This window comes from Eikenella sp. NML120348, assembly GCF_001648435.1.
GTDB lineage: Bacteria > Pseudomonadota > Gammaproteobacteria > Burkholderiales > Neisseriaceae > Eikenella > Eikenella exigua.
The window spans coordinates 502,375-526,747 of record NZ_LXSP01000001.1 but is presented as its reverse complement, the minus strand read 5'-3'; the positions used below and the strand labels follow the sequence as shown (position 1 = coordinate 526,747).

22 protein-coding genes and 1 pseudogene are annotated in these 24,373 nt (G+C 55.0%); 9 read left to right on the top strand and 14 right to left on the bottom strand.

Annotated features, from left to right (window positions below; genetic code table 11):
• Nucleotides 1-96 precede the first annotated feature (96 nt).
• The 5 genes from A7P99_RS09940 (at nucleotide 97) to A7P99_RS02450 (ending at nucleotide 4,932) form a co-directional block, all read left to right on the top strand.
• Nucleotides 97-381, top strand: a complete 285-nt coding sequence (locus tag A7P99_RS09940) for a hypothetical protein (protein WP_067447083.1) — start codon at nucleotides 97-99, stop codon at nucleotides 379-381.
• Complete coding sequence (locus tag A7P99_RS09555; RefSeq protein WP_167738600.1) at nucleotides 332-1,756, top strand: IgG-binding virulence factor TspB family protein; 1,425 nt, start codon at nucleotides 332-334, stop codon at nucleotides 1,754-1,756. The genes A7P99_RS09940 and A7P99_RS09555 overlap by 50 nt, the downstream gene beginning before the upstream one ends.
• A 487-nt stretch (nucleotides 1,757-2,243) precedes the next feature.
• The gene (locus tag A7P99_RS02460) at nucleotides 2,244-2,531 is read left to right on the top strand and encodes a DUF2523 family protein (protein ID WP_067447079.1); all 288 of its coding nucleotides are present in this window, start codon (nucleotides 2,244-2,246) and stop codon (nucleotides 2,529-2,531) included.
• A 2-nt stretch (nucleotides 2,532-2,533) separates the two neighbouring features.
• The gene (locus A7P99_RS02455; RefSeq protein ID WP_067447077.1) at nucleotides 2,534-3,685 is read left to right on the top strand and encodes a zonular occludens toxin domain-containing protein; all 1,152 of its coding nucleotides are present in this window, start codon (nucleotides 2,534-2,536) and stop codon (nucleotides 3,683-3,685) included.
• Between the two features lie 281 nt (nucleotides 3,686-3,966).
• On the top strand, nucleotides 3,967-4,932 hold the full coding sequence (locus tag A7P99_RS02450; protein ID WP_067686373.1) for a transposase: 966 nt from the start codon (nucleotides 3,967-3,969) through the stop codon (nucleotides 4,930-4,932).
• 111 nt (nucleotides 4,933-5,043) lie between these two features.
• On the opposite strand, the gene A7P99_RS02445 is transcribed toward A7P99_RS02450, so the two are convergent.
• From A7P99_RS02445 to A7P99_RS02435, 3 genes are all read right to left on the bottom strand, one after another.
• The gene (locus tag A7P99_RS02445; protein WP_067447074.1) at nucleotides 5,044-6,126 is read right to left on the bottom strand and encodes a methyltransferase; all 1,083 of its coding nucleotides are present in this window, start codon (nucleotides 6,124-6,126) and stop codon (nucleotides 5,044-5,046) included.
• A gap of 154 nt (nucleotides 6,127-6,280) precedes the next feature.
• Nucleotides 6,281-6,979 carry an N-acetylmuramate alpha-1-phosphate uridylyltransferase MurU gene (gene murU / locus A7P99_RS02440; protein ID WP_067447072.1) on the bottom strand — a complete coding sequence of 233 codons (699 nt, stop codon included), beginning with the start codon at nucleotides 6,977-6,979 and terminating at the stop codon, nucleotides 6,281-6,283.
• 237 nt (nucleotides 6,980-7,216) lie between these two features.
• The gene (locus tag A7P99_RS02435; RefSeq protein ID WP_067686469.1) at nucleotides 7,217-8,374 is read right to left on the bottom strand and encodes a class I SAM-dependent RNA methyltransferase; all 1,158 of its coding nucleotides are present in this window, start codon (nucleotides 8,372-8,374) and stop codon (nucleotides 7,217-7,219) included.
• 160 nt (nucleotides 8,375-8,534) lie between these two features.
• Here A7P99_RS02435 and mutY point away from each other — a divergent pair.
• Both mutY and A7P99_RS02425 read left to right on the top strand, forming a co-directional pair.
• Nucleotides 8,535-9,550, top strand: a pseudogene (gene mutY / locus A7P99_RS02430) (A/G-specific adenine glycosylase).
• 277 nt (nucleotides 9,551-9,827) lie between these two features.
• Nucleotides 9,828-11,996, top strand: coding sequence for a TonB-dependent hemoglobin/transferrin/lactoferrin family receptor (locus tag A7P99_RS02425; protein WP_231863702.1), 2,169 nt, complete (start codon nucleotides 9,828-9,830; stop codon nucleotides 11,994-11,996).
• A 136-nt stretch (nucleotides 11,997-12,132) separates the two neighbouring features.
• Here A7P99_RS02425 and A7P99_RS02420 read toward each other — a convergent pair whose 3' ends face one another.
• The 6 genes from A7P99_RS02420 to hfq all read right to left on the bottom strand — a co-directional run bounded on the left by A7P99_RS02420 (nucleotide 12,133) and on the right by hfq (nucleotide 16,924).
• Complete coding sequence (locus A7P99_RS02420; protein ID WP_067527753.1) at nucleotides 12,133-13,050, bottom strand: EamA family transporter; 918 nt, start codon at nucleotides 13,048-13,050, stop codon at nucleotides 12,133-12,135.
• Nucleotides 13,051-13,097: 47 nt separating this feature from the next.
• A complete protein-coding gene (locus A7P99_RS02415) occupies nucleotides 13,098-13,349 on the bottom strand; it encodes a DUF1289 domain-containing protein (protein ID WP_067447382.1) in 252 nt (83 codons plus the stop codon).
• A gap of 247 nt (nucleotides 13,350-13,596) precedes the next feature.
• On the bottom strand, nucleotides 13,597-15,315 hold the full coding sequence (argS, locus tag A7P99_RS02410) for an arginine--tRNA ligase (protein ID WP_067527751.1): 1,719 nt from the start codon (nucleotides 15,313-15,315) through the stop codon (nucleotides 13,597-13,599).
• A 42-nt stretch (nucleotides 15,316-15,357) separates the two neighbouring features.
• A complete protein-coding gene (locus A7P99_RS02405) occupies nucleotides 15,358-15,714 on the bottom strand; it encodes a CrcB family protein (RefSeq protein WP_255361284.1) in 357 nt (118 codons plus the stop codon).
• Nucleotides 15,715-15,857: 143 nt separating this feature from the next.
• On the bottom strand, nucleotides 15,858-16,559 hold the full coding sequence (locus A7P99_RS02400; RefSeq protein ID WP_167738602.1) for a 5'-methylthioadenosine/adenosylhomocysteine nucleosidase: 702 nt from the start codon (nucleotides 16,557-16,559) through the stop codon (nucleotides 15,858-15,860).
• A 104-nt stretch (nucleotides 16,560-16,663) separates the two neighbouring features.
• Entirely contained in the window at nucleotides 16,664-16,924 is a 261-nt protein-coding gene (gene hfq / locus A7P99_RS02395; protein WP_067438763.1) for an RNA chaperone Hfq, read from the bottom strand.
• Between the two features lie 289 nt (nucleotides 16,925-17,213).
• Here hfq and radC point away from each other — a divergent pair, with 289 nt between their 5' ends.
• Nucleotides 17,214-17,915: a DNA repair protein RadC gene (radC, locus tag A7P99_RS02390; RefSeq protein ID WP_067447380.1), complete on the top strand. Its 702-nt coding sequence runs from the start codon at nucleotides 17,214-17,216 to the stop codon at nucleotides 17,913-17,915.
• Nucleotides 17,916-18,073: 158 nt separating this feature from the next.
• Here the strand turns inward: radC and A7P99_RS02385 are convergent, their stop codons facing one another.
• Nucleotides 18,074-18,685, bottom strand: a complete 612-nt coding sequence (locus A7P99_RS02385) for a hypothetical protein (RefSeq protein WP_067686372.1) — start codon at nucleotides 18,683-18,685, stop codon at nucleotides 18,074-18,076.
• A gap of 11 nt (nucleotides 18,686-18,696) precedes the next feature.
• Nucleotides 18,697-19,173, bottom strand: coding sequence for a transcription elongation factor GreA (gene greA, locus A7P99_RS02380; RefSeq protein WP_067447378.1), 477 nt, complete (start codon nucleotides 19,171-19,173; stop codon nucleotides 18,697-18,699).
• Here greA and A7P99_RS10545 point away from each other — a divergent pair.
• Entirely contained in the window at nucleotides 19,172-19,300 is a 129-nt protein-coding gene (locus A7P99_RS10545) for a hypothetical protein (protein ID WP_255361742.1), read from the top strand. The two genes, greA and A7P99_RS10545, sit on opposite strands and share 2 nt — an antisense overlap.
• Nucleotides 19,301-19,402: 102 nt before the next feature.
• Here A7P99_RS10545 and rnhA read toward each other — a convergent pair whose 3' ends face one another.
• The 3 genes from rnhA to A7P99_RS02365 all read right to left on the bottom strand — a co-directional run bounded on the left by rnhA (nucleotide 19,403) and on the right by A7P99_RS02365 (nucleotide 24,091).
• The gene (gene rnhA, locus A7P99_RS02375; RefSeq protein WP_067447059.1) at nucleotides 19,403-19,855 is read right to left on the bottom strand and encodes a ribonuclease HI; all 453 of its coding nucleotides are present in this window, start codon (nucleotides 19,853-19,855) and stop codon (nucleotides 19,403-19,405) included.
• Between the two features lie 132 nt (nucleotides 19,856-19,987).
• Nucleotides 19,988-21,181, bottom strand: coding sequence for a 2-oxoglutarate dehydrogenase complex dihydrolipoyllysine-residue succinyltransferase (gene odhB / locus A7P99_RS02370; RefSeq protein ID WP_067686369.1), 1,194 nt, complete (start codon nucleotides 21,179-21,181; stop codon nucleotides 19,988-19,990).
• A 96-nt stretch (nucleotides 21,182-21,277) separates the two neighbouring features.
• Entirely contained in the window at nucleotides 21,278-24,091 is a 2,814-nt protein-coding gene (locus A7P99_RS02365; protein WP_067447055.1) for a 2-oxoglutarate dehydrogenase E1 component, read from the bottom strand.
• Between the last annotated feature and the right edge of the window lie 282 nt (nucleotides 24,092-24,373).

The window sequence follows — 24,373 nt, the reverse complement described above, 5'->3', positions numbered from 1 at the left end:
ACGGCTTTACTGCCGTGATTCTGGTCTTGTTCCTGTTCAAAGATTGAGCAGCATGTTAAATTCCTTTCCATTTTTGGGTAAGGGAAGGAATCTAAGATGTTTATTTCAGAAGAAGATTTGTACAGACTTCAAAAGTCTAGCTATTTATATCGCGGTCTACCGATGGCATTTATTTTTTATAAAGAGTTAGTTAGGAAGGAAGTTTTTCATACTGGTTTTGGTATGGAACAGGTTCATAATTTTTTTAACCGATGGGCGGATGATTATCGGGTGGAAGTTATGTTTCCTGATCATTCATATTTGAGGATACGTTTTGATAATGCTAAATGTTTTGTCATTTGTCCGCATAAAGAACTTTATAAGGAACTGCCTATTATTTAGTTGCTTATTATTGCCGCTTTGTGCTTTTGCTGGGCCGGAGTTTATTATTGATGGTAAAACGGGTTTACCAGTTAGAGTGAGGAGTGGCTTTAATATAAATGGTTTAAAACCTGCTTATTCTACAGCTACTCGAAGTTTTTATTATGAGTATTCTGCAGCGCATGATTTATCAACTCTTCGCTCCGTTATGACTGGTGCACGTAAAACTGCCCGCGTTCCTGCTACAATCACACGCACCGTTTCCCGCGCCCGTGTAGCCCGCGGGCTGCTAACCAAGCTTCGTTATGCCAAATTCACCCCGCAAAGCCTTGTGGCGGGTTTGTTGTTCGAAGCTATCCTAGATAAAGTTCTAGATGCAGGCTATAGCTACGATGCCGACAAAAACAACATGGTGATGCGCAATCCAAGTCTTTTCTGTGCATCATCTGCCGGAGGCTGCATAGATACCAAGACTAAACAATATATACCCGATAACAAGTTTGCTGTTTACGGCAAGCCGGTGGAAAACCTAAGTAATGATGTCATTGAGCGCGAATTGTGCAGACAGGTTACGAAAGAGAATTTTAATTTCTCTGACCAATCCGCTATCGGCGTCAAATTAAGTTGCGGTTATCAACCTGCGTCTAAACAACTCCTCGTACAATTCGAAGTGGTAAAGCAAATCGGTTTTTTAAGACCGGGACAGATATCCAAGCAATATATGCAGGTTAGTACCCTTGCGTTGAGCGAAGTTGAATTGACAGAAGAAGATTTGGCACGAATAGCAGAACCCATTTTTGAAGAAAAACCAGAAGAGGTTATTAAAGCTGCCGAACTGCCGGATAGCGCGTGGAGTGAGCCGAAAGTATCCGTTTTGGACGGCACAATAGTTAATTCCGACCCATTCACCGATTCGCGCGACGGCAAAGCCAAGCAAGCCCAATGGCGGTTTTATAACTGTGCTGCCGGAACATGTGTGCAAGAGACCTTAAAAGACCGTCCTGACCTCAAACCAAATTCCCCGGAAGCGCCCGCTGCCACGCCGGGTGGCAACCAATCTGGCAACGGCAATAAAGACCAGCCCGACCAGCAGAAACCATTCGACCTGTGCCGCGAGCATCCCGAAATTATGGCTTGCGACCAACAGCCTGAACCTGGAAGTGCCGACCTGACCATACCCAAAGAAACCGTCAATCTCGACTTCAAGCCTGAAAACGTCTTCAGCACTGATGCCGCCTGTCCCAAGGGCGAAGAGTTCGAAGCCTTCGGCGGCCGCTTCAGCATCAGCCTTGAACCCGCCTGTGCCGCCGCCCGCAAGATTAGGCCGTTCATCATTGCCGGTGCCTGGCTGGTGGCCGCCTTCTTCGTCGCCCGCGTGGTACGTCAGGAAGTGTAGCAACGTTTCCGCCTGGCCGTCCGAATCCCCACAATCCTCACTAAGACCAGTGAAGTTTCTCTCCGCCTCCGGCAACAGCCGAACCAGTCAAGTGTCCGCACGGAAGCCGCAGCTAAGCGAAGTAATCAGCTCGCTGATTACGCAGTCTGAACGGGTGAGTACGGAGCCGCAGGCCTTGCACTTGACGTTCCCACCCTAAATACACTCCAGCCGTAGGGGAAGTGTCAAAGCGAAGCGGCGACCTTCCCCGCGCGGCGTCGCAAGTGAGACTAGGGGGCGCAGGGGGACTAGTCCCCCGCAAAACGACAGATGCTTGCCTGAAACTTAGTCGGTTTCTGCGGAGAATTCGCAGAATTCGCAACAGAAATCGCGGTGGGATTGCCAGTCAATGCTTGCCACAAATGTTAGTGGTTTCCAGTGGGAATTTGAAGAATTCACGCTGGAAAGCACGGGGGACTAGGTAGCGATCATAGAGAAAGGATAGACAATGAAATTTCTGGCCGCCTTAGCGCCTTTGTTGATTAACGTTGTAGCACGCATATTTACCGCGCTGGGTCTGACCGCGATTACTTATGTCGGTTTCGATTTAATCATCAGCCGCTTCAAGCAGGAAATAACCGGTCTGCTGCTCGGTTCGGGTGCACCTGCCGGGCTGCTGCAGATGTTTTACATCTCTGGTGGCGGGGTCGTGATGAATATCATGTTCGGTATGCTGACCTTTATCGTTACGTTTAAATCCATGACTAAACTGGCTAGCCGCCTCGGAAGGAAATAAGTATGGCGCAAATCGTTCTCGTAACAGGCAAACCGCGCATCGGCAAAACCGCCTTTGTCGTCGATATGATTATGCACGATGAAGCCTACAAAGACCGCAAGCTGTTCTCGAACATCAATGGCCTGAAACTGCCGCATCATCAGCCGCCGGAAGGGCATAGCTGGGAAGATATGTATGAGTGGCTTAAGTGGGAGGAGAATATCGGCTCGTTGGTGGTTTTTGACGAAGTGCAGGATTTATACCCTAAACGCTACGGCAACGGCAAAATGCCGCCCAACGTGTCCTTTCTCAACGTACACGGCCATTATGGCATTGATATGATTTTTATCACGCAATCCCCGAAAATCATCGATTTGAACCTAAAAGAGGTCGTGAATAAGCATATCCACATCACGGCCAATCAAATGGGCGGTTTGACCCGTCTGGAGTGGAATGAGGCGGTAACGAATACGACCAGCGAAGCCAAGCGCGCCGTTTCCAGCGTGCACAAAATCAATGAGGAAGTTTTTGATTACTACAAATCCGCTGAAGTCCACAGCCATAATAAGAAAGTTCGTTCGCGTTGGTGGTATATTTTGGTATTCGGGCCGTTTGTAGTGTTGTTTATGTTGTCGATTGTCGGCTATATGGGTTGGAAAACCTATCAGGGCTTCAAATCCAAAGGTGATGACCAGGCTAGTCAGCAGCAGGCACAAACGGTATCCGAACCAGCAAACCTTACTAACCCCGTAGCCGGCATTACACAGGCAACACAGGCGGCAACTTCTCCCGGCCAAGGAGAAAATGCCAACCTGACCCCGGAAATGTTTGTGCCCACCTTGGCCGAAAGACCGGAATCCAAACCGCTGTATAACGGCGTGCGACAGGTTAGGCAGTTCGAACGGGTGGCTGCCTGCATAGATGGTGGCAAAAGCGGCTGTGCATGCTATACCGACCAAGCGACCAAAGTTAGAGAAGTGCCGGAAGCATTGTGCAGACAGTACGCATTGGAAGGGTTGCCATTCAATCCCTATAAGGAGACCAGCCAAAACAGTGCCGGACAGCAGCAAAAAACCGTGGCGGAAGGTGGTAGCCGTGCTTCGGTGTGGACTTTGGATAGCGATGCCAAACAGAATCTAGCCTATGCTCATGATGCGCCGGTTTCGGCACAATAAATAAGGGGGCAAGAATGCGGCAACATTACTGGAGAAATTTCGTTCTACACCGTTTTGTATCCAGCATCGTTTCATTGGTAGTAAGACAATTGGCATCATTATTGCGTGCATTTTTTAGATGATTCGGAGTCATGACCGAATCACAGAATCCGTGAGCCCGAAAGGTGTAGCCTGACTCTCGAAGTCGGAAAAAAGATGGGGACACGGATTCTTTTTTGACCTGAATTTGTAAGCTATCTTGGAACGGCCACGGCCGAATCCGCATTAATAAGGTTAAATTTATGCACCTTGGAATAGACGTATCGAAGCACAGATTGGATTACTGCCTGTTACTGAATAACGGCAAAATGGCAGAAATCACGATTGACAATGACCTGGAAGGCTATGTCAGATTGCGCAAATGGCTACAGGCACACGATGCGGAAGACGATTTAAATATCTGCATGGAATACACCGGCATTTACTACGAACAGGCGGCAGAATATTTCAGCCGCTTTTATACGGTATCGGTGGTTAACCCATATTGGATAAAATCATTCGGTATGGCAGTATTCAAACGATCCAAAACCGACAAGCAGGATGCCAAGCTGATTGCACAATACAGCAAAATGGTACAGCCGGAGCCGTGGCAGCCTTTGACTGAAAAACAGCGGCAATTACGCGATTTAAACCGCTATCTGATACGACTGAAACGGCAGCGGGCAGCAGAGGAAACCAAACGGCAGACCGCACCGGACTATTTGCAAGGCTACCTGAATCAAAACATCGCCCATTTGGATGAACAGGTTAAAGCAGTAAATTGGCAAATCAAACAGCTACCGAAACAGGATAAAGAACATTCGGACAAAATCAAACGGCTGCAAACCATTCCGGGGATTGGTTTAACTTCCGCCACCATCCTGTTCACGCTGCTGCAAGACGGGCGATTCAGCAAAGCCTCCGAACTGGTGGCTTATTTGGGACTAGATCCAAGGCATCAGCAATCAGGTAGCAGCCTGAATAAGCTCAGCCGGATATCCAAGTTCGGCCAGAATGATTTGCGTGCCGCCTTGTTTATGCCTGCTATGGTTGCTTATCGGGATAATGCCTTTCCGGCATTTATTGCACGGCTTAGACAAAAGAGGAAACCGCCGAAAGTAATCATTGTGGCCTTAATGCGCAAGCTGGCCGTGATTGCCTTTCACCTGGTAAAGACCGGGCAAGACTTTGAGCCGAAGCGGTATCAGGCGGGGATTAACAGCGAATAGGATGTAGAAAAGAAACAAGGCTGCCCACGTTATTTGTCAATGAGGGGCAGCTTTGTTGCGCAGTAAATAAATGTAAAGGATTATTGACACGCAATAAGCTATCTTTTTTGTTTACGTTTTCTTGCAGCACAAGAGGCTGTGGCCGAGGCCGAGGTTATCGTGGATTTTGGCTATTTGCAGGCCGGCGGCTTTGATGCAGCGGCTGAGGTCGGCGCTGTGGAAGATTTTGCTGTTGCCGTTGGCCAGGGCGGTGAAGTAGAGGCTGGTTTGGGTGAGGCAGTAGGCAGCGGTTTCATATTTTTGCCTATCCCACAGGGGCTCGAGGATGTAGAGGGTGCTGTTTACGCTCATGCTGGCTGCGGCACGGCTGAGAATGGAGGTAACTTGCTGTTCGGTAAAGCAGTCGAGGAATTGGCTCATCCAGATGGCGTCGAAGCCTTCGGGGAATGGGGTGGCGGGGTCGAGTAGGTTGGCGGGGTGGCCGTGGATGCGGTCGGCGCCGGGCAGGCTGGCGGTGTGCTCTCTCATCAGTTGGATTTGTTGGGGCAGGTCCATGATGGTGACTTGCACTTCCGGGTTGTATGCCACGCATTGCAGTGCCCAGCGGCCGGTGTTGCCGCCCACGTCGAGCAGGCGGCGGACGGGTTGTGAAAAGACGATTTTCAGTGCGGCGGGGAAGGAGTGGTCGGAATAGAAGTGGTCGAAGGCGAGCCATTTTTCGAGGGTACGCGGGGGAAGGCTGGAGAGGCCTTCGTATATGGTTGGCCAGCTACCGAACACTTTAAGCCCGGCGGGGCGGCCTTCGAGCAGGGCAGCTTCGAGATCGAACGCGGCTTGGTAGCATACATCGTGCACGAAATCCATGTTGATGGGGGATATGGAGTCTTTAATGAGAAACCAGCCGACTTTGCTGATGCGGTAGCGCTCGTTATCGAGCAGGACGGTGCCGATAGAAAGGGAGGCTTCGAGTAGCACTTGGGCGGCATAGCGGCTGAGATTGGCGGTTTGGGCGATTTCTTCGAGGGTTTGGCCTTCGGCGGCGCGGTTGAGCCGTTCGAGGATGCCGAATTTCACCATCAGGCGGGAGGCTTGGAAGGCGATGGGGCCGAAGATGATTTGCTGGGCAAGGCGCTGGGCTTCTTGGGCGGTGTGCTGTTCTTGGCTGTAGCGTTCGAGGGTGTGTTTGGCGTTCATAATGGATTGGCCGATAAAGGGGTTTAGGTTTTCAGGTAGCCTTTAAGCATAGTGGAAGGCTACCTGAAAGCGTCAGCTTCAACGAAGTTAAAACGGAGTTTCCGAAGGAAGCGGAGTTTCTACGAAGTCAAAACGGATTTTAGATAAGGCAGTATCAGCCTGCCCATTGCCCGCTGATACGGGCGGCTTCCTGCAGGCGTTCGGGAGTGCCCACGTCGAGCCAAAGGCCGGTGTGCATTTCGCCGCACACTTGGCCTTGCTGCATGGCTTGGCGCAGCAGGGGGGCAAGTTTGGTGCGTTGGTGTGCTGCGGTGTGGGCGAAAAGCTCGGGGCGGTAGAGGCCGATGCCGCTGAACGTGTGGGCGGGCTCTTGGGATTCGGTGTCGGTAACTTGGCCGCCAGCTTGGAGGCGGAAATCGCCTTGTGGGTGGTGCGGGGGGTTGGGCACGAGCCAGAGGTGGGCGAGGGTGTTCTCACTCATTTGGGCGGCACGCTCGATGGCGGTGTGGCAGTCGAAATCGGTGAGGATATCGCCGTTGATCACCAGGAAAGGCTCGCTGCCTAAGAGCGGCAGGGCGGTGGCGATGCCGCCGGCGGTTTCCAGCCCGCCGGGTGCTTCGGGCGAATATTGGATAGACACGCCATAACGGCTGCCATTGCCGAGGCCTTGTTCGATTTTTTCGCCGAGCCAGGCGTGGTTAATAACGATTTCTCTGATGCCGGCGGCCGCCAGGCGGCGCAAATGCCAGCCGATGAGCGGCTCGCGGCCGCAGGGGAGCATGGGTTTGGGCAGGGTGTCGGTGAGCGGTCGCATCCGCTCGCCGCGCCCGGCGGCCAGAATCATGGCTTTCATGGTTTCAGGTAGCCTTAAGAGTGAGAAAACCGGGCGATTATATAGCGGAATGGGTTTTCAGGTAGCCTTTTTGGTGGCAAGAGCCGGTAGGTTTGGCACTAATGTCCGAACTGCGGCTACCTGAAAATAAAAAAAGATGAGTATGAATGTGGCAATGACGAGTTATGTTTGAGTTAAAAGGCTACCTGAAACGGATAAACGCTTTTCAGGTAGCTTTGGCTTAACACCTGAGCACAGCTATTTCGCCTTGGGCGTGCGGTGGGAGCCGCGCACCATGTCGAGCAGGAACAGGCGGCAGTCGAGGTTGCCGTTGTAGAGGGGGATTTTGCGTTTGGGGGACAGGCGCATGAGTTTGGGCAGGTCGCGGTCGGCGGTGAGCAGGCCGCAGAGCCAGCCGGGGTAGTGCTGTTTGAGCCAGGAGCCGATCTGGGGGTAGAGGGCGTGCAGGGTGTGGATTTCTTCAAGGCGTACGCCGTAGGGCGGGTTGGCGAGGAGGATACCGTTTTCACCGTTGGGGCGGGTGTCGCGCACGTCGGCTACCTGAAAAACGATGTGCCCGGCCACTTGGGCTTCGCGGGCGTTGATGGCGGCGGTTTGGATGAGGCGGCGGTCGGTGTCGCTGCCGGTGATGGGAGCAGGGGCTTGCGGCAATACGGCGGCTTGGGCTTCTTGGCGCAGGCGCTGCCAGAGGCCGGCATCGAAGTTGGCCAGCTGCTCGAAACCGAAGCGGCGGTCGAGGCCGGGAGCGCGCCGGGTAGCGATGAGGGCTGCTTCGATGGGGAGGGTGCCGCTGCCGCAGAATGGGTCTTGGAAGGGCTGGCTGCCGTTGTAGCCGGCGAGCAGGAGCAGGCCGGCAGCTAGGTTTTCACGCAGGGGGGCGCCGCCGGTGTCTTGGCGGTAGCCGCGTTTGAACAGGGCTTCGCCGCTGGTGTCGATAAAGAGGGCGGCGTGCTGTTCGCTGATAAAGGCGTGGATGCGGATGTGCGGATTGGCTTTATCCACACTGGGGCGTTGACCTTGGCTGCTGCGGAAGCGGTCGCATAGGCCGTCTTTGATTTTGAGGGTGGTAAAGTCGAGGCTTTTCACGCGGGCGCGTTTGCCTTCCACCTTGATTTTGAAGGTTTGCCCGGCATGGAACCAGTCTTCCCAACGAATGCTTTTGGCGGCACGGTAAATGTCGTCTTCGCTGCGGTAGGGCTGTTTGGCCAGTTGCAGCAGGATGCGGCTGGCGGTGCGGGAGTGGAGGTTGGCGCGGTAGGTGGCTTCTAGATTTCCTTGGCAGGATACGCCGCCGTCGGTGGGGGCGATATTGGTGCAGCCTTGGGCGGCAAGCTCTTGGGCGAGGATGGTTTCGAGGCCGCGCGGGCAGGTGGCGAAGAGGGTATGGATGGTCATGACTGGCAATCGGGGTTGGTTTGGGCTGCGATTATAGCGGGAAACGGGCAGATTGCGGCGGAAGGCTACCTGAAAAGCATCCGGCGGCAGCTTGGGCAGTATCATTGCCATTTTAATCCGCTATACAATACGGGATTTTCGGTTTCAGGTAGCCTTATATATGAACACAGATTTCTCCGCCCGGCTGGTGCGCTGGCAAAAGCAACACGGGCGGCACAGCCTGCCTTGGCAGGTGCGCGAGCCTTATGCGGTGTGGCTTTCGGAGATTATGCTGCAGCAAACGCAGGTAGCCACCGTGTTGGCATACTACCCGCGCTTTCTGGCGGCGTTTCCAAACATAGCCGCTCTGGCTGCGGCGGATGAAGACGAAGTGCTCGCGCTGTGGGCTGGACTGGGCTACTACAGCCGCGCCCGCAATCTGCATGCGGCGGCTAAACAGGTGATGCGCGATTTTGGCGGCCGCTTTCCCGATACGCGCCAAGACCTTGAAACGCTCAAGGGCGTGGGGCGCAGCACGGCAGCAGCCATTGCCGCCTTTGCCTTCGGCAGGCGCGAGGCGATTTTAGACGGCAACGTGAAGCGCGTTTTGTGCCGCGTGTTTGCGCAAGACGGGGCAATCGGCGACAAAAAATTCGAAACCGCTTTGTGGAATTTGGCCGAAAGCCTGCTGCCCGCAGCCGAGGAAATGCCCCCTACACGCAGGGGCTGATGGACTTGGGCACGCTGGTGTGCAAACGCAGCAAACCGCGCTGCGATGTCTGCCCGATGGCAGAAATCTGCCTGGCCAAACAGCAAGGGCGGATTGCCGAGCTGCCGCGCAAGAAAACCGCGGTGGCGGTGAAGGAAGTGGCGCTGTATTGGCTGGTGTTGCGCGACAAGCAGGGTCGGGTACTGCTGGAAAAACGCCCAGCCGGCGGCATTTGGGGCGGGCTCTACTGCGTGCCCTGCTTTGAGCGGCTGGATGATTTGTATGAACGCGCAGCTGCTTTCGGCGTGGCCGCGGAAGATTTAGCCGAAGGAGATTTGGTGAGCCACCGCCTCACGCACCGCCTGTTGCAAATTACGCCTTTGCAGGCAAACGGAGTGGCGGCAGCTGCAGCACACGGTAGCCTGTGGGCCAATACGGCGGAATATGGTTTGCCCAAGCCGTTGGCAGAATATTTGCGGCGCGGGTAAAGTAAAAGGCTACCTGAAAACAGCACACCAATCCGCCAAAATTTTCAACACTGCAACAACTCACGTCCTGATACTTAATTTTCTTTACTTCTTTTTAAATAAAATATAGAATTATTATCAATTCTACTAAGGTAACAGCCTGATGAACAGGCTGTTTTTCATGCAGTCATCCCCATTCCGAGAACCAAACATGCATACTCCGCCCCATCCGCTTTCATGCCTACAGAGCCGCCTATTATCCGCGCTGTGCCTGCCAGCTATATTCGGTTTCATTGCTGTGCCTACTCAGGCGGCCGGTAAAAACAGCGATAGTGCCGTATTGCCCGTGATCGAAATCCGGGGGCAGCGTGCACTTTCTACCCTTGCCGGTCAATCCCGCCTTACCCGTGAAAATATCGACCAACAACAAGCAGACAATGTTGCCTCCCTTCTTGACCTGCTGCCTGGCACCAGCAGCTCCGGTTCGCCGCGCCCCGGCGGGCAAACCCTAAATATCTGGGGCTTCGGCGACAACGAAGACATCAAAATCTCCATCGACGGCGCTGCCAAAAACTTCGAACGCTACCGCCAAGGCTCGGTGTTTATCGAGCCGGAACTGCTACGCCAAGTAACGGTAGACAAGGGCTCATTTGACGTGTCGCGCGGCAACGGTGGCTTCGGCGGCGCAGTGAAGCTGGAAAGCCGAGATGCACGGGAGTTTTTGCGCGAAGGGCAAAATGTGGGCGGCCTTGTCAAAATCAGCCATCACACCAATGATGAACAATGGCAAACCAGCGCCGCCGTCTTCCTACAAAACAACAACCAAAGCTGGGACGGTTTGCTCTACACCTCCGTACGCCGTGGCCATGACATCCAACAACCCGACGGCGAACGCCTGGCCTATTCTGCCAACAACCAACAAAGCTTCCTCATCAAAAGTAACTACAGCCCCGCCCCCGAGCACCATTTTACCCTTTCTGCCATGTATGGCCGTCATCACGCTTGGGAGCCCTTTGCCGCCAAACGTGGTGAGCTCGCCCGCCCATCCGAACGCGACATCCGTCTCTATGGCTTAGACGGTGCTTGGAAACGCAAACTGGTGTATCGACGCCAAGACGACCAAAGCTATTCCCTCAAATACCGCTACATGCCCGAAAATCCGTTATTCGATCTCACCATGCAACTCAACCATACAAAAACCGTGCAAGACGACGCCCGCCCGGAAAACGCTGGTTCCGGCTTCCTCGGCAGCATGGGCAATGAAAGCCATACTGCCTACCAAGATACCGGGCTCGACATCAGCAATATTAGCCACTTCAGTACTGGCCCGATGCAACACCGCCTCACTCTTGGCCTACAAACAAACCGCCACGTGCGCGAAGTGATGATGTACGACAAGAGCCGGCGGAATAATGCCAATTTCAACTACGGCCGTTTCCAGCCTTATTACATGCCCGCCGGCACGCAACAGCAAAATAGCTTTTACGTGCAAGACGAAATCCGCCTTGGCAACTGGACGTTCACTCCCGCCCTGCGCTACGACCACATCCATAACCAAGGCGAGCCCAATGTGGCACGCGGCTACAACACACCTTCTGCCGGCCATGACTACCGCAGCAAAACCTACAGCAGCTGGTCGCCGTTTTTGGGCATCGCTTGGCAGCCCAACGACAACGCCCTACTATTTGCCAACGCCAGCCGCACTTGGCGCGCTCCTGTAATTGACGAACAATACGAAGTGCAATCCGCCACCAGCAGTGCCTCTGCCACCAGCCGCTATCTCGAGCCCGAACGACTCACCTCCTTCCGCCTCGGCGGCGTCCTGCGTTGGCAAAATCTGCTGCGCGAACAAGACAGCCTGCAACTGCGTACCACTTTGTTCCACAGCAGGGGAAAAGACGAAATCTTCAAAAACCGGGGTATCTTCTGCCGAGAGCAGCTGCCTAACCGTCCCAGCAGCGTTTGTGCCAAACCCATTGCCAACTACCGTAACCTCCCGGGCTACACCATACGCGGTGGCGAAATTGAAGCCTACTACGAATCCGACCACTGGTTTGCCGGCCTCACTTATTCCTTCATGCGCGGTAAACGCCAAGGTTCACCACGCAACCCTTGGCATGACCAAGATACCTGGCTAGCTGACATCCCTCCGCGCAAAGCTACTGCCACCCTTGGCGTACGCTTACCCGTACAGGGTTTAACTTTCGGCTGGAAAGGCGAATTTATCCGCCGCCAAGACCGTTCGCCCACCGATGGCGACCCAATGGCCGCCTACTGGGCGTTACCCAAATCCAAAGGCTACGCCCTGCACGGCCTATTTGCCGCTTGGCAGCCGCCGCACCACGAACAGTTCACTCTGCGTATCACCGTGGACAACCTGTTCAACCGCCGCTACGCCCCCTATCTTGGCGAAGCTGTGAGCGGCGTAGGGCGCAATATCAAAGGTAGTATGTCATGGCAGTTCTAACGGCAATCTTGTAATAAACAAACAAGAAATAGGCTACCTGAAAAATTGTTTTCTAGGTAGCCTTTGTATTGGCGTGGCAAAACAGCCGAATCGTTTTTCAGGTAGCCTTTCGGCTTCGATCAAGGCTACCTGAAACTTACATCGCAATGCCCAGCTTCGCCAGCAGCCAATCCAAATAAAACAGGCTGTAAATCGCCGCGAGTGCCAACACAATGCCGGCTTGGTTCACCGCCGAAGTCTTCTCCTTAAACGCCAGCGCACCAGTGAGTGTGCCCAACACAATCACGCCCAAGTTCATACCGGCAAATACCAAAGTCGGGTCGCCGGAAAAAGCATGGTGTGCCTTGATATAAAACAGAATATTGCCGAAATTCAGCAATCCAAGCAGCAGCCCGCCGGCAAAATCCGCCGCCTTAAGGGGTTTGCCCTGCCGCCACACATAACCCCACATCAACACGCAAGCCAGCGCGAAGGCCACAAACAGATTTAACGACAGCGCCTGCCCGGTTTTGGATAACTGCTTAAACAGAATATCAATCACCCCAAAGCCCAGCCATACTCCCGCCAGCCAAAATATCCCGCCATCCTGCTTGCCCTTGCCCGGCTTGTAGAGCAAAGCCGTCAGCGCACTGAAGGCCAGCACGATGCTCACAATTTTATTGCTATTCAGCCGTTCGCCAAACAGCAGGAAAGCCGCCAGCACCGGCAACACCAGCGACAGCCGCTGCGCCGCATCCGAGCGCACAATCCCCGCCTGCTCCACTGCCCGCGCCATCACCACAAAAATACTCGGCAACAGCACGCCCAAAGCCAAAAACGGCCACAGGCCGCCAATATCTGCCCCACGCAAGCTATCCAACGGCGGCGCAAGCAAAAACCAGCAGCAGGCCGTGGCCACAATATAGTTCACTGCAATCGCATGCTCAATGTGAACCCCTTTTTTGCGCGCGATTTTCAGCAGCACAGAAACCGCCACGCTGCACAACACCGCCAAGGCGAGAAACTGCCATGTCCAAGAGGCAGGAAGAAAAGATAAAGCAGATAAAACCAGCATGATTGATGTTTAACAATAAATAGAGAAAGAATGGGGAAAATGGCGGCCTAGAAAAAATCGAAATCCATCTGTTCCGGCAGCTCGATAGAAACGGCCTGCTGTTTAACGGCCAACTGCAACAGCTTGTGCTTACGCAAACGGCACAGACGCAACACGTTCTGTTTTTGCGTACCCGTAAGCTTCAGCCAATACAGCCGCTCCTTACGGCTGCGCAAACAGCCTTTGCAATACCCCTTGCTATTGGCCTGACAAACGCCGATGCAGGGGCTGGGAATGCTGAAAAATTCGAGTTGTTCCATGGTGTGTGCGAAACACTGCGCGAAGTCGGCATTGTATAGCAAGCGTTTGGGTGGAAGCCAGCGGCAGAAGGGGGTTGGCTGAATTTCAGGTAGCCTTTTCAAATGCCGTGCGGTAAGCTAAAAACGCGTAAGTACGCTCCACATCCCGTAAGGGGAAAGGCTACCTGAAAATAAACGTACGCAAAGCAATAGGCTACCTGAAAAGCAAAACTTTCAGATAGCCTGTTTGTCATGCGGCAATAAAGGCTTACATCACTTCCAGCGTGTCGATGCCCAAGAGGCTGAGGCCGGTTTGTAGGGTTTGGCCGGTGAGGGCGGCCAGCTGCAGGCGGGTGTTGCGGACGCTGCCTTCGGTTTTTAGGATGGGGCAGGCTTCGTAGAAGCGGGAGAACAGGCTGGCCACTTGGTAGAGGTAGGCGGCGAGATAGTGTGGATAGGAGCTATCGGCCACGGTTTGCAGCACGTCTTCACACTTCAAGAGCTCGGTGGCGAGCTGGCATTCCAAAGGTTCGGTGAGCACGGGCTGTTCGGTTCGGCTCCATCCGCCGGCTTTTTTCAGCACGCTTTGCACGCGGGTGTAGGCGTATTGCAGGTAGGGGGCGGTGTTGCCTTCGAAGGAGAGCATATTGTCCCAATCGAAGATATAGTCGCTGGTGCGGTTTTTGCTCAAATCGGCGTATTTCACGGCACCGATGCCGACGCTGCGGCCGATTTGGGCGGCGGTGGCATCGTCCAGTTCGGGATTTTTCTCTTTCACGAGGGTGGTGGCGCGCTCTACGGCTTCATCGAGCAGTTCGACCAGCTTCACGGTGTCGCCGCTGCGGGTTTTGAAGGGTTTGCCGTCTTTGCCCATCATGGTGCCGAAGCCGATGAATTCGGCTTGTACATTTTCGGGCAGGTAGCCTGCCAGGCGGGAAGTGGCAAAGAGTTGGCCGAAATGCAGGCCTTGGCGGTGGTCGACCACATAAAGCAGGCGGTCGCCTTTGAGCCGGCCCACGTAATCGCGGATGCAGGCCAAATCGGTGGTGGAATAAAGGAAGCCACCACCTTTTTTCTGCACGATGTAGGCAGCAGGTTCACCTTCTTTGTTTTTGAATTCGTCGAGGAAAACCACTTTCGCGCCGTCGTCTTCCACGGCCAGGCCTTTGGCGATTAAGTCGTTCACCACGGGTTGCAGGTCGTCATTGTATTTGGATTCGCCGGCCACGTCTTCACGGGTGAGCAGTAAGCCGAGTTTGGCATATACTTTTTCGGCATGTTGCAGCGATATTTCCACAAACTGCCGCCACAGTGCGAGCACGGCTTCATCGCCGCCTTGCAGTTTCACCACGTATTCGCGCGCGGTGTCGGCAAAGGCCGGGTCTTCGTCGAAACGCACTTTGGCGTTGCGGTAGAACTGCTCCAAGTCGGCCAGTTCGAAATGTTCGTTTTGCGCCTGCTGCTCCACCAAATAGGCCACTAACATGCCGAATTGGGTGCCCCAGTCGCCCACATGGTTTTGCGCGATGACGCGGTGGCCGAGGAAGGAGTGGACGCGGTTTAAGCTGTCGCCGATGATGCTGGAACGCAGGTGGCCGACGTGCATTTCTTTAGCCAGGTTGGGCGAGGAGTAGTCGATGACGATGGTTTGCGGTGCGGCGGCCTGTGCCACGCCGAGTCGGCTGCTTTGCAGGGCGGCGTGCACTTGCTTGGCCAAAAACTGCGGGTTCAGTCGCAGGTTGATGAAGCCGGGGCCGGCCACTTCGGCGGAGGCAATCAGCTCGTTGCCGCCCAGCGCGTCGGCCACTTTCTGCGCCAGCTCGCGCGGGTTTTGCTTGCGCTGCTTGGCCGCGCCCATCACGCCGTTGATTTGGAAATCGCCGAATTCGGGGTTTTTAGCCGGTTGCAACACTACCGGCGCGCCTTCGATACCGGCGGCGGCAAAGGCTTGTTCGGCTTCGCGGTTGAGGAGTTGGGATAAGTTCATGATGTTTTCAGTTTCGGTAGATAAACGATAAAAATCTGTAATTTAGCTTCGAATTAAGCGCTGCACGGCAGCAGCGGCCAGCAGGGTGGCGGCGATGCCGCATATGGTGTGCAGCGCCAGAATCAGGCCGGCGGGCAGCCAGTCTTTGTGCAGCAGGCGGTCGGATACTTCGCCGGAAAGCGCGGAAAAGGTGGTGAGGCTGCCGAGGAAGCCCACTGCCAGCGCATTTTGCAGCGGCTGGGCAAGCGGCCTGCCGCCCAACAGCAAGCCCAATACCGCACCGGTCAGCAGGCAGCCGAGCAGGTTGGCTAGCCAGGTGCCGAAAGCAAATTGGGCAAACAGCGGATTGAAACGCAAACCCAGCTGCCAGCGCAACAAGGCGCCGAGAGTGGCGCCGATAGCAATCAGGGCTGGCTGTAAAGCGACGGGTTCATTTTTCAGGTAGCCTTAGGCTTTCAGATAGCAGGCTGTGCGTTAGTTCGGCTTGATTGTATTGCAGTGTAAGGCCGTTTGTCTTCAGGTAGCCTTTATTCAGATGGCCTTTAAAGAGCGGCAATCAGCTGCAGTACCATTTGGGCTGAATGCACGGAGGCTGTTTTCAAAAAGGTTTCAAAGCTGGTATCGGCTTCTTCGTCGGCGAGGTCGGAAATAGCACGGATAACCACAAACGGCACGCCGAAGCGGTGGCAGCTTTGGGCGATGGCGGCAGCTTCCATTTCCACTGCCTGCACGTCTGCAAAATGGCGGCGTACTTCAGCCACGGATTCGCTGCTGTGTACGAATTGGTCGCCACTTACGATTAAACCGCGGTGTACGGCTGCGTGTCCGAATGCGGCGGCAGCTTTTTCGGCGGCGGCACACAGGGCTGAGTTGGATTCGAAGCGCGCAGGCATACGTGGTACATGACCGATAGCGTAGCCGAAGGCGGTAACGTCCACATCATGATGCGCAGTTTGCGTGCCGATGACTACATCGCCCACTTTCAGTTCGCCGCCCAGGCCGCCGGCACTGCCGGTGTTGATGACGAAATCGGGCTGATGCCGTTGCAGCACCAGGGCGGTGCTGAGCGCGGCATTTACTTTGCCGATACCGCTTAAGGCCAACACGACGTTTTTACCGGCGTATTCGCCGCAGTAGATATCGAAATCGGCCACGTGATCGTTGCACAGGTTTTGCAGGCTCTCTTTGAGCAGGGCAATTTCCGGCGGCATGGCGCCGATGAGGGCGATGGTTTGGGGCATGATAGGGTTCTTTCAAGCCGCCTGCGTGGGCAATAGATGCGGGCGGTGTATGGATAAGCAAAAACGCACTGCCTGTGAGCAACAGCCAGTGCGCTGGGGATGCCTACTTATTGCTCGGCTTCGGCGGCAGGTTTCTGATCTGCGGGTGGCTGCAGGCTCACGGCGCGTGCCGGAACAATGGTGGAAATCGCGTGTTTGTACACCATTTGCGTTACCGAGGTGTTGCGCAGCAGTACCACATATTGGTCAAACGACTCTACCTGGCCTTGCAGTTTGATGCCGTTCACCAAATAAATGGATACCGGTACATGTTCTTTACGCAGTGCGTTTAAAAAAGGATCTTGTAACATTTGTCCTTTGGTTGCCATAGTTTTTTACTCCGATTATTTTTGTTCAAACTTTTTCAGGTAGCCTTGCTTAGCGGGATGCTTTCCGCACGGGCGGCCGAAAACTGAGAAAGGTGGCGAATTGTAGCTGTTTGGCACGGCTTTTTCCAACCTTTTTACGCAAGCGGTGGATGAGTAAAGTTCTTTTTATGAGGCAGGTCAAATTATATGCGCTGCCGGCTTGCTTCGGCGGAATTGTTTATAAGCGTTGGCACCTCGCTGCTCCTGTATAATTCTGCATTTAACGAAACACATGAAAAGGGAAGTTAAGATGGGGATCAAGCATTGGCCGGAAAACGAGCGGCCGCGTGAGAAGCTGCTGCATCGTGGTGCAGGAGCGTTGAGCGATGCGGAACTGCTGGCTATCCTGCTACGGGCGGGCATACAGGGGATGAGCGCAGTGGATTTGGCTCGTTATCTGCTGCAGGAGTTCGGTTCGCTCAACCGCCTGTTTTCCGCACCCGTCGCCGAGCTGACGATGCACAAGGGTATGGGTGAGGCGGCGTATTGCCAGTTTGCTGTAGTGCGAGAAATCGGGCGAAGGCTGTTGGCGGAAGAAATGCACGCCACGCCAGCCTTCACTTCTCCGGAGGCGGTAGCGGATTATCTGGTGTTGCAACTGGCGCATGAGCCGGTGGAAGTGAGTGTGGCGTTATTGTTGAGCAGCAGCAACCGGCTGATTGCATTTAAAGAATTGTCGCGTGGCACAGTAGCGGAAAACACAGTGTATATTCGAGAAGTGGCCCAGCTGGCCTTGCAACACCATGCTGCTTCGCTGATTATCGCACACAATCACCCTGGCGGTTCGGCCGAGCCTTCGGCGGCAGATTTGGCCTTCACCCGCCAACTTCAACAGGCGTTAGCGCTGCTGGAGGTACGATTGCTGGATCACTTTATTGTGGCGGGCAATCGGGCAGTGTCTTTTGCCGCAAACGGATGGTTGCCGGAATTGGCAGGGGGTGGGGCTGCCTGAACTAGGTATTTTGTTTTGAATCGATGTATAGCGATGAAGCAGTATTGGAAAGGGCTACCTGATTATTCAGATAGCCTTTTACTTTTCAGGTAGCCTTCAGCTTTGAAGAGGCTAGCTGAAAATAGTTTACTGTATTTTAAGAGGATAATCATTGTATTTTAGCATATTATGCCCTGGCGGCGGCTGTTGGGTTCGTATTTTTCCGACAGGGTGCCGAGAAAGCCTCGGCCGAAGCCTTTGAGGATGCTGTATTCTTCGGTAATTTTTACCAGACGTGGGCGCAGGGGCGAAGTGGCGATGGCGAAGATAAGGCAGAAAACGATGATACTGAAGTACCACATAATCGTGAAGTCTTGGGAAAGGGTATCATTTAAAGCCGGAACGACCAGTGTTATCAGCGGCAACGATAACAGCACAAATATAATGGCGGGCACGCCCCGAAACAGCCAGTGCATCTGTTTTTGGTGCTGTGGGCAAAAGGCGGGGTGGACAGGGATGACTTTGCGGACAATCAGGGCAATAATCAGTGCAATTGGCCAGGAAACGAATAAAATCGGGATAAGCAACAGATTCCAAGCGGGATGATACCAATACAGTTTTCGCTGCTGCTGCTGCGGTTCAGCTGCTTCACCGCAGCGGATGCAGCGGTGGGGCAGGTCTGCGCCTTCGGGCAGAAAGACGCGTTTGCCTTCGCGCCAGCAGCTATCTGCGTGTTGCGGCAGGGATTCTTGGCTTTGCGGAGTCTGATAGGGATTGAAATCTTGGTTCATTTCGCCGCCTACTAGATATACAGCACTTCGATAACTTCGTATTCTCTGATGCCGCCGGGCGCCTGCACTTCGGCCACGTCGCCTTCTTCTTTGCCGATAAGGGCGCGGGAAATGGGCGAGCTGATGGAGATTTTGTTGTCTTTAATGTCGGCCTCGTCGTCGCCAACGATTTGGTAGCGCACTTGGGTTTCGTTTTCCAAGTCTTCCAGCACGACGGTACAGCCGAATACGATTTTGCCTTCGGCATGGATTTCGGTGGGGTCGATGATGTGGGCTACGGAGAGCTTGTTTTCCAGCTCGGAAATGCGGCCTTCGATGAAGCCTTGTTTTTCTTTGGCGGCTTCGTATTCGGCATTTTCAGACAAATCGCCGTGGGTGCGGGCTTCGGCGATGGCTTCGATAATGGCGGGGCGTTCAACGCTTTTAAGATGCTGCAATTCTTGCTTGAGCATTTCGGCGCCGCGTACGGTTAATGGAATCTTTTGCATGATTTTCTCCACAAGGGCTGCGGGGCAGCCGTTTTTGCATAAAAATGCAAGCCGCCCGGTGCCGGCGGCTTGTGAACTCAAATTTTTAGCCAATCAAACGCAGAATTGGAAGCTGCGTTTTGATTGACTGTATGGGTTGCCATTCTATCAGATGGCGGGCGGAACGCCAACTGCCGGAAGGGACAGTTGGCGATGGGTAATTTTGTGCCAATAATTTGATTATTGGTGTTTATTGTTGCTTTCCGGCTATGTTGGCGGCACCTTGGTTGGCCAGTTGGTCGGCGCGTTCGTTTTCGGGGTGGCCGGCATGGCCTTTCACCCACTGCCAGGATACTTGGTGGCGGGCGACTTGTTGGTCGAGCTGCTGCCACAGTTCGGCGTTTTTCACGGGTTGTTTGGCGGAAGTTTTCCAGCCGTTTTTCTTCCAGCCGTGTATCCAGCTTTCCATGCCGTTTTTCACGTATTGGGAGTCGGTGTGGATGGTTACTTGGCAGGGGCGGTTGAGGGCTTCGAGGCCTCGGATCACGGCGGTGAGCTCCATGCGGTTGTTGGTGGTGTCGGCTTCGCCGCCGCAGAGTTCTTTTTCATGACGGCCGTAGCGCAGCAGCACGCCCCAGCCGCCGGGGCCGGGATTGCCTTTGCAGGCGCCGTCGGTGTAGAGGTGAACGGTGGTGTTGGTCATGGTGTTTGGTTGGGGCTACCTGAAAGTTTCAGGTAGCCTTTGCTGTGTTTGATGTGGCAAAAGAGTAAGGCTACCTGAAAAAAAGCTTTTCAGGTAGCCTGATGTTGCTAAGGGTTTAGATTTTAGAAACCGTTAGATTTCCAAAATCAGGCGGGCCGGGTCTTCGAGGGCTTCTTTGATAGTAACTAAAGTGAGCACGGCTTCGCGGCCGTCGATGATGCGGTGGTCGTAGGAGAGGGCCAGATACATCATCGGGCGTACCACAACTTGGCCGTTCTCCACCACGGCGCGTTCTTTGGTGGCGTGCATGCCCAAGATGGCGGATTGCGGCGGGTTGATGATGGGAGTGGACATCATCGAGCCGAAGGTGCCGCCGTTGGTGATGGAGAACGTGCCGCCGGTGAGGTCTTCGATGGCGATTTTGCCGCTCTTAGCTTTGTTGGCGTAGTCCACGATGGCCAATTCGATGTCGGCAATGCTCATCTGATCCACGCTGCGCAGGATCGGCACCACCAGGCCGCGCGGGCTGCCCACGGCAATACCGATGTCGAAGTAGCCGTGGTAAACGATGTCGTTGCCGTCAATCGAAGCGTTCACGGCGGGGAATTTCTTCAGCGCGGCCACGGCGGCTTTCACGAAGAAGGACATGAAGCCCAGTTTCACGCCATATTGTTTCTCGAACTTATCTTTGTATTTGGCGCGCAAATCCATAATCGGCTTCATGTTCACCTCGTTGAACGTGGTGAGGATGGCGTTTTGCGACTGAGATTGCAGCAGGCGTTCGGCCACGCGCTGGCGCAGTCGGCTCATCGGCACGCGCTGTTCCACACGGTCGCCCAGCGGCACGGCCACGGCCGGGGCAGCAGCAGCTTTGGGCGCGGCGGCAGGCATGGCAGCCACGTCTTCTTTCAGCACACGGCCATCGCGGCCAGAACCTGGTACGCCGGATACGTCCACGCCTTTTTCGGCAGCCAGTTTGGCGGCAGCGGGCATAGCCACGCCGGCGCGCGCACCAGCGGCAGCCACATGACCTACTGGCTCGGCAGCGGGGGCTTGGGCGGCAGCCGGGGCTGCTTCTGCTGCTTTGGCTTCGGTGTCGATTTTAGCCAACAGCTGGCCGGCGGTAACGGTGGCGCCGTCTTGTTCAATGATTTCCACAATCACGCCGGCCTGCTGAGCGGGCAGCTCGAGCACAACCTTGTCGGTTTCGAGGTCGATCAGGTTTTCGTCGCGGTTCACATAGTCGCCCACCTTCTTGTGCCAGCTCATCAGGGTGGCTTCGGTAACGCTTTCCGGTAGCGGGGGTACGGTGATTTCGATAATCATGGTTTTATCCTTTAATAAATTGAAAAATAGGTAAATCGTGTTCTGAGGAGGCTACCTGAAAACGGTTTGGCATGTTTCAGGTAGCCTTTTAGTGCTTTAGAACTTCATCGCGTCTTCAAGCAGGCCGTCCAAACCGGCTTTGTGTTTCACAGCATAGCCGACGGCGGGCGAGGCACTGGCCGGGCGGCTGGCGGTGGTGAGGCGCTGGTTGGCGCCGAGCACTTTTTCCAGACGGTGGCGGATTTGATACCAAGCGCCTTGGTTTTTCGGCTCTTCCTGCGCCCACATGATTTCGGTGGCGTTCGGGAAGCGTTTGAGCTCGGCGGCCACTTCTTCGTAGGGGAAGGGGTAGAGCTGCTCGACGCGAACGATGGCAATGTCTTTTTCCAAGCCTTTGTCGGCGCGGGCTTTGGCCAAATCGTAGTACACCTGGCCGGCACACAGAATCACGCGTTTCACATCTTGGTCGCGGCCCTGTACGGTGTCGCCGATAACGAGGCGGAATTCGCCGTCGGTAAAGTTGGCCAGCGGGCTGCAGGCATCTTTGAGGCGCAGTAGGCGTTTGGACATGAAAATCACCAGCGGTTTGCGGTAGGGGCGCAGAATTTGGCGGCGCAGGGCGTGGAACATCTGTGATGCTTCAGACATCATCAGCACTTGGATGTTTTCTTCGGCACACAGTTGCAGCCAGCGTTCTACGCGGGCAGAAGAGTGCTCCGGGCCTTGGCCGTCGTAGCCGTGCGGCAGGATAACGGTGAGGCCGCACCAGCGTCCCCATTTGGTTTCGCCGGAGGTGATGAACTGGTCGATGGCGATTTGCGCACCGTTGGCGAAGTCGCCGAACTGGGCCTCCCAAATCACCAGGTCTTCCGGCGCGGAGGAGGCATAGCCGTATTCGTAGGCCATCACGGCTTCTTCGTTCAGGATGGAATCAATTACGTTGAAGCGGCCTTGTTTTTCGCCAATGTGTTGCAGTGGGATATACACGCCGCCGGTGCGTTCGGCACGGTTTTGGTCGTGCAGTACGGCGTGGCGGTGCGAGAAGGTGCCGCGGCCGGAGTCTTCGCCGGAAATGCGGATATCGTGGCCGGCTTCGAGCAGGCTGGCATAGGCGATGGTTTCGGCCATACCCCAGTCAATAGCTTGCTCGCCAACAGCCATGGCTTTGCGGTTGTCGATAATTTTGCTCACGGTGTTGTGCAGCTTCACATCGGCCGGGATGGTGGTGAAGCGGTCGGCCAGGCGTTTGATTTCGGCAGCAGGCAGAGCAGTTTTCACCGGAGTGCGCCAGCTGATGGGCTGGTATTTGCTCCAATCCACAGCGTGTTCGCGTTTCTGTTCGGGCAGGATTTCCTGGATGCGGTCGCCTTTGTCCATCGCGGCGCGGTAGTCGCTGATGAGTTTTTCGGCTTCTTCCTTAGTTACCACGCCTTCTTTAATCAGCTGCTCGGCATACACGGCACGGGAGCCGGGGTGTGCGGCCACTTGTTTGTACATCAAGGGCTGGGTCAGGGTAGGATCGTCGCCTTCGTTGTGGCCGAGTTTGCGGTAGCACACCAAATCGATCACGATGTCTTTCTGGAAGGTAGTGCGGTAGTCCAGCGCGATTTGGGCGGCGTGGCACACGGCTTCCGGGTCGTCGCCGTTCACGTGCAGAATCGGTGCGCTCACCATCTTGGCGATGTCGGTGCAATACAGGGTGGAGCGAGTGTCGCGCGGATCGGAAGTGGTGAAGCCCACTTGGTTGTTGATCACGAAGTGGATGGTGCCGCCGGTGCTGTAGCCGCGGGTTTGCGACATATTGAAGGTGGATTGGTTCACGCCCAAGCCGATGAAGGCGGAATCGCCGTGGGTAAGGATGGGCAGCACTTGTTTACGGCCTTCAGCACCGCGGTGGTCTTGGCGGGCGCGTACGGAGCCTTCAATCACGGGGTTGGTGATTTCCAAGTGTGAGGGGTTGTAGGCCAAAGAGAGGTGCACCGGGCCGTGCAGGGTGGGCACGTCGGAGCTGAAGCCCATGTGGTATTTCACGTCGCCGCTGGGGAATTTAGCGTCCACTTTGCCTTCGAATTCGTCGAAAATGGCTTGCGGGGCTTTGCCCATGGTGTTTACCAACACGTTCAAGCGGCCGCGGTGTGCCATGCCGATTACGATTTCCTGCACACCTTTTTCGGTGGAGGCGCGGATCAGGTGGTTCAGCGCGGGCACGGTGCTTTCGCCGCCTTCGAGCGAGAAGCGTTTCTGGCCCACATAACGGGTGTGCAGATAGCGCTCCATGGTTTCGGCGGCGGTGATTTCTTTGAGGATGAGGCGTTTGGTGTCGGCGTCAAATTGCGGGCGTGCGCCGTTGGCTTCCAAACGTGCCTGCAGCCATTCGCGCTCGGCGGTGTCGGGAATGTGCATGTATTCCAGCGCCAAGGGGCCGCAGTAGATTTGTTTCAGATGGCGGATGATTTCGGCCAAGGGCAGCTTGGGGCTACCTGAAAGATCGGTGCCGACATGGAAAGGAGTGTTCATGTCGGCATCACTGAGGCCGTAGGTTTTAGGATCGAGCTCGGGCAGTTGTCTGATATGGGTGCGGTCGAGCGGGTTGAGGTCGGCGGCGCGGTTGCCCAAAGAGCGGTAGGCGGAAATCAGGCTCAACACGGCCACTTGCTTCTGCATGGCGGCGAAATCCACACCGCCTGCGGCTGCGCCGCGCTGCTGTGCCAAGTTGGCAAAAGCTTCCTGAATCGGGCGGTGCGCCACATCTTTCGGGGTGTTGCCGGGCAGAGCAGCCACTTGGTCAAAATACTGCCGCCATTGGCTGTCCACGGAGTCAGGGGAGCTCAGATAGGCTTCGTACAAATCTTCAATATACGGGACGTTGGTACCGTATAGGTAGGACAAACTACTTTGTTCTTTCATCATGGCAAGATCCTTATTTAAGGTGAAGGTTTGAAGAGCAGCACGCTTGCTTATCAGGCTGCCTGTCTAAGCGGGTAGCCTTTATCCTATCTGCAGCGAATGCCGATTCCGAATCGCCACACGGCGGGCGGCTAAAAATGAGTATGGCGATTCGGAATAAGCATTTTCAGGTAGCCTTTTGCCGGCCGCCTGATTGCGCTTGGCGCAGGAAATTGTTTGTTTGGAAAGGGGGAGAATGGAGAATCTGGCGCGGTGGAATGGCCGGGGAGGGGAATATGATAAAAA

Coding starts and splice junctions, on each gene's coding strand:
- A7P99_RS09940 (WP_067447083.1), top strand. CDS start 97: ATGTTTATTTCAGAAGAAGATTTGTACAGACTTCAAAAGTCTAGCTAT.
- A7P99_RS02460 (WP_067447079.1), top strand. CDS start 2,244: ATGAAATTTCTGGCCGCCTTAGCGCCTTTGTTGATTAACGTTGTAGCA.
- A7P99_RS02455 (WP_067447077.1), top strand. CDS start 2,534: ATGGCGCAAATCGTTCTCGTAACAGGCAAACCGCGCATCGGCAAAACC.
- A7P99_RS02450 (WP_067686373.1), top strand. CDS start 3,967: ATGCACCTTGGAATAGACGTATCGAAGCACAGATTGGATTACTGCCTG.
- A7P99_RS02445 (WP_067447074.1), bottom strand. CDS start 6,126: ATGAACGCCAAACACACCCTCGAACGCTACAGCCAAGAACAGCACACC.
- murU (WP_067447072.1), bottom strand. CDS start 6,979: ATGAAAGCCATGATTCTGGCCGCCGGGCGCGGCGAGCGGATGCGACCG.
- A7P99_RS02435 (WP_067686469.1), bottom strand. CDS start 8,374: ATGACCATCCATACCCTCTTCGCCACCTGCCCGCGCGGCCTCGAAACC.
- A7P99_RS02420 (WP_067527753.1), bottom strand. CDS start 13,050: ATGCTGGTTTTATCTGCTTTATCTTTTCTTCCTGCCTCTTGGACATGG.
- A7P99_RS02415 (WP_067447382.1), bottom strand. CDS start 13,349: ATGGAACAACTCGAATTTTTCAGCATTCCCAGCCCCTGCATCGGCGTT.
- argS (WP_067527751.1), bottom strand. CDS start 15,315: ATGAACTTATCCCAACTCCTCAACCGCGAAGCCGAACAAGCCTTTGCC.
- hfq (WP_067438763.1), bottom strand. CDS start 16,924: ATGGCAACCAAAGGACAAATGTTACAAGATCCTTTTTTAAACGCACTG.
- radC (WP_067447380.1), top strand. CDS start 17,214: ATGGGGATCAAGCATTGGCCGGAAAACGAGCGGCCGCGTGAGAAGCTG.
- A7P99_RS02385 (WP_067686372.1), bottom strand. CDS start 18,685: ATGAACCAAGATTTCAATCCCTATCAGACTCCGCAAAGCCAAGAATCC.
- A7P99_RS10545 (WP_255361742.1), top strand. CDS start 19,172: ATGATTTTCTCCACAAGGGCTGCGGGGCAGCCGTTTTTGCATAAAAAT.
- greA (WP_067447378.1), bottom strand. CDS start 19,173: ATGCAAAAGATTCCATTAACCGTACGCGGCGCCGAAATGCTCAAGCAA.
- rnhA (WP_067447059.1), bottom strand. CDS start 19,855: ATGACCAACACCACCGTTCACCTCTACACCGACGGCGCCTGCAAAGGC.
- odhB (WP_067686369.1), bottom strand. CDS start 21,181: ATGATTATCGAAATCACCGTACCCCCGCTACCGGAAAGCGTTACCGAA.
- A7P99_RS02365 (WP_067447055.1), bottom strand. CDS start 24,091: ATGATGAAAGAACAAAGTAGTTTGTCCTACCTATACGGTACCAACGTC.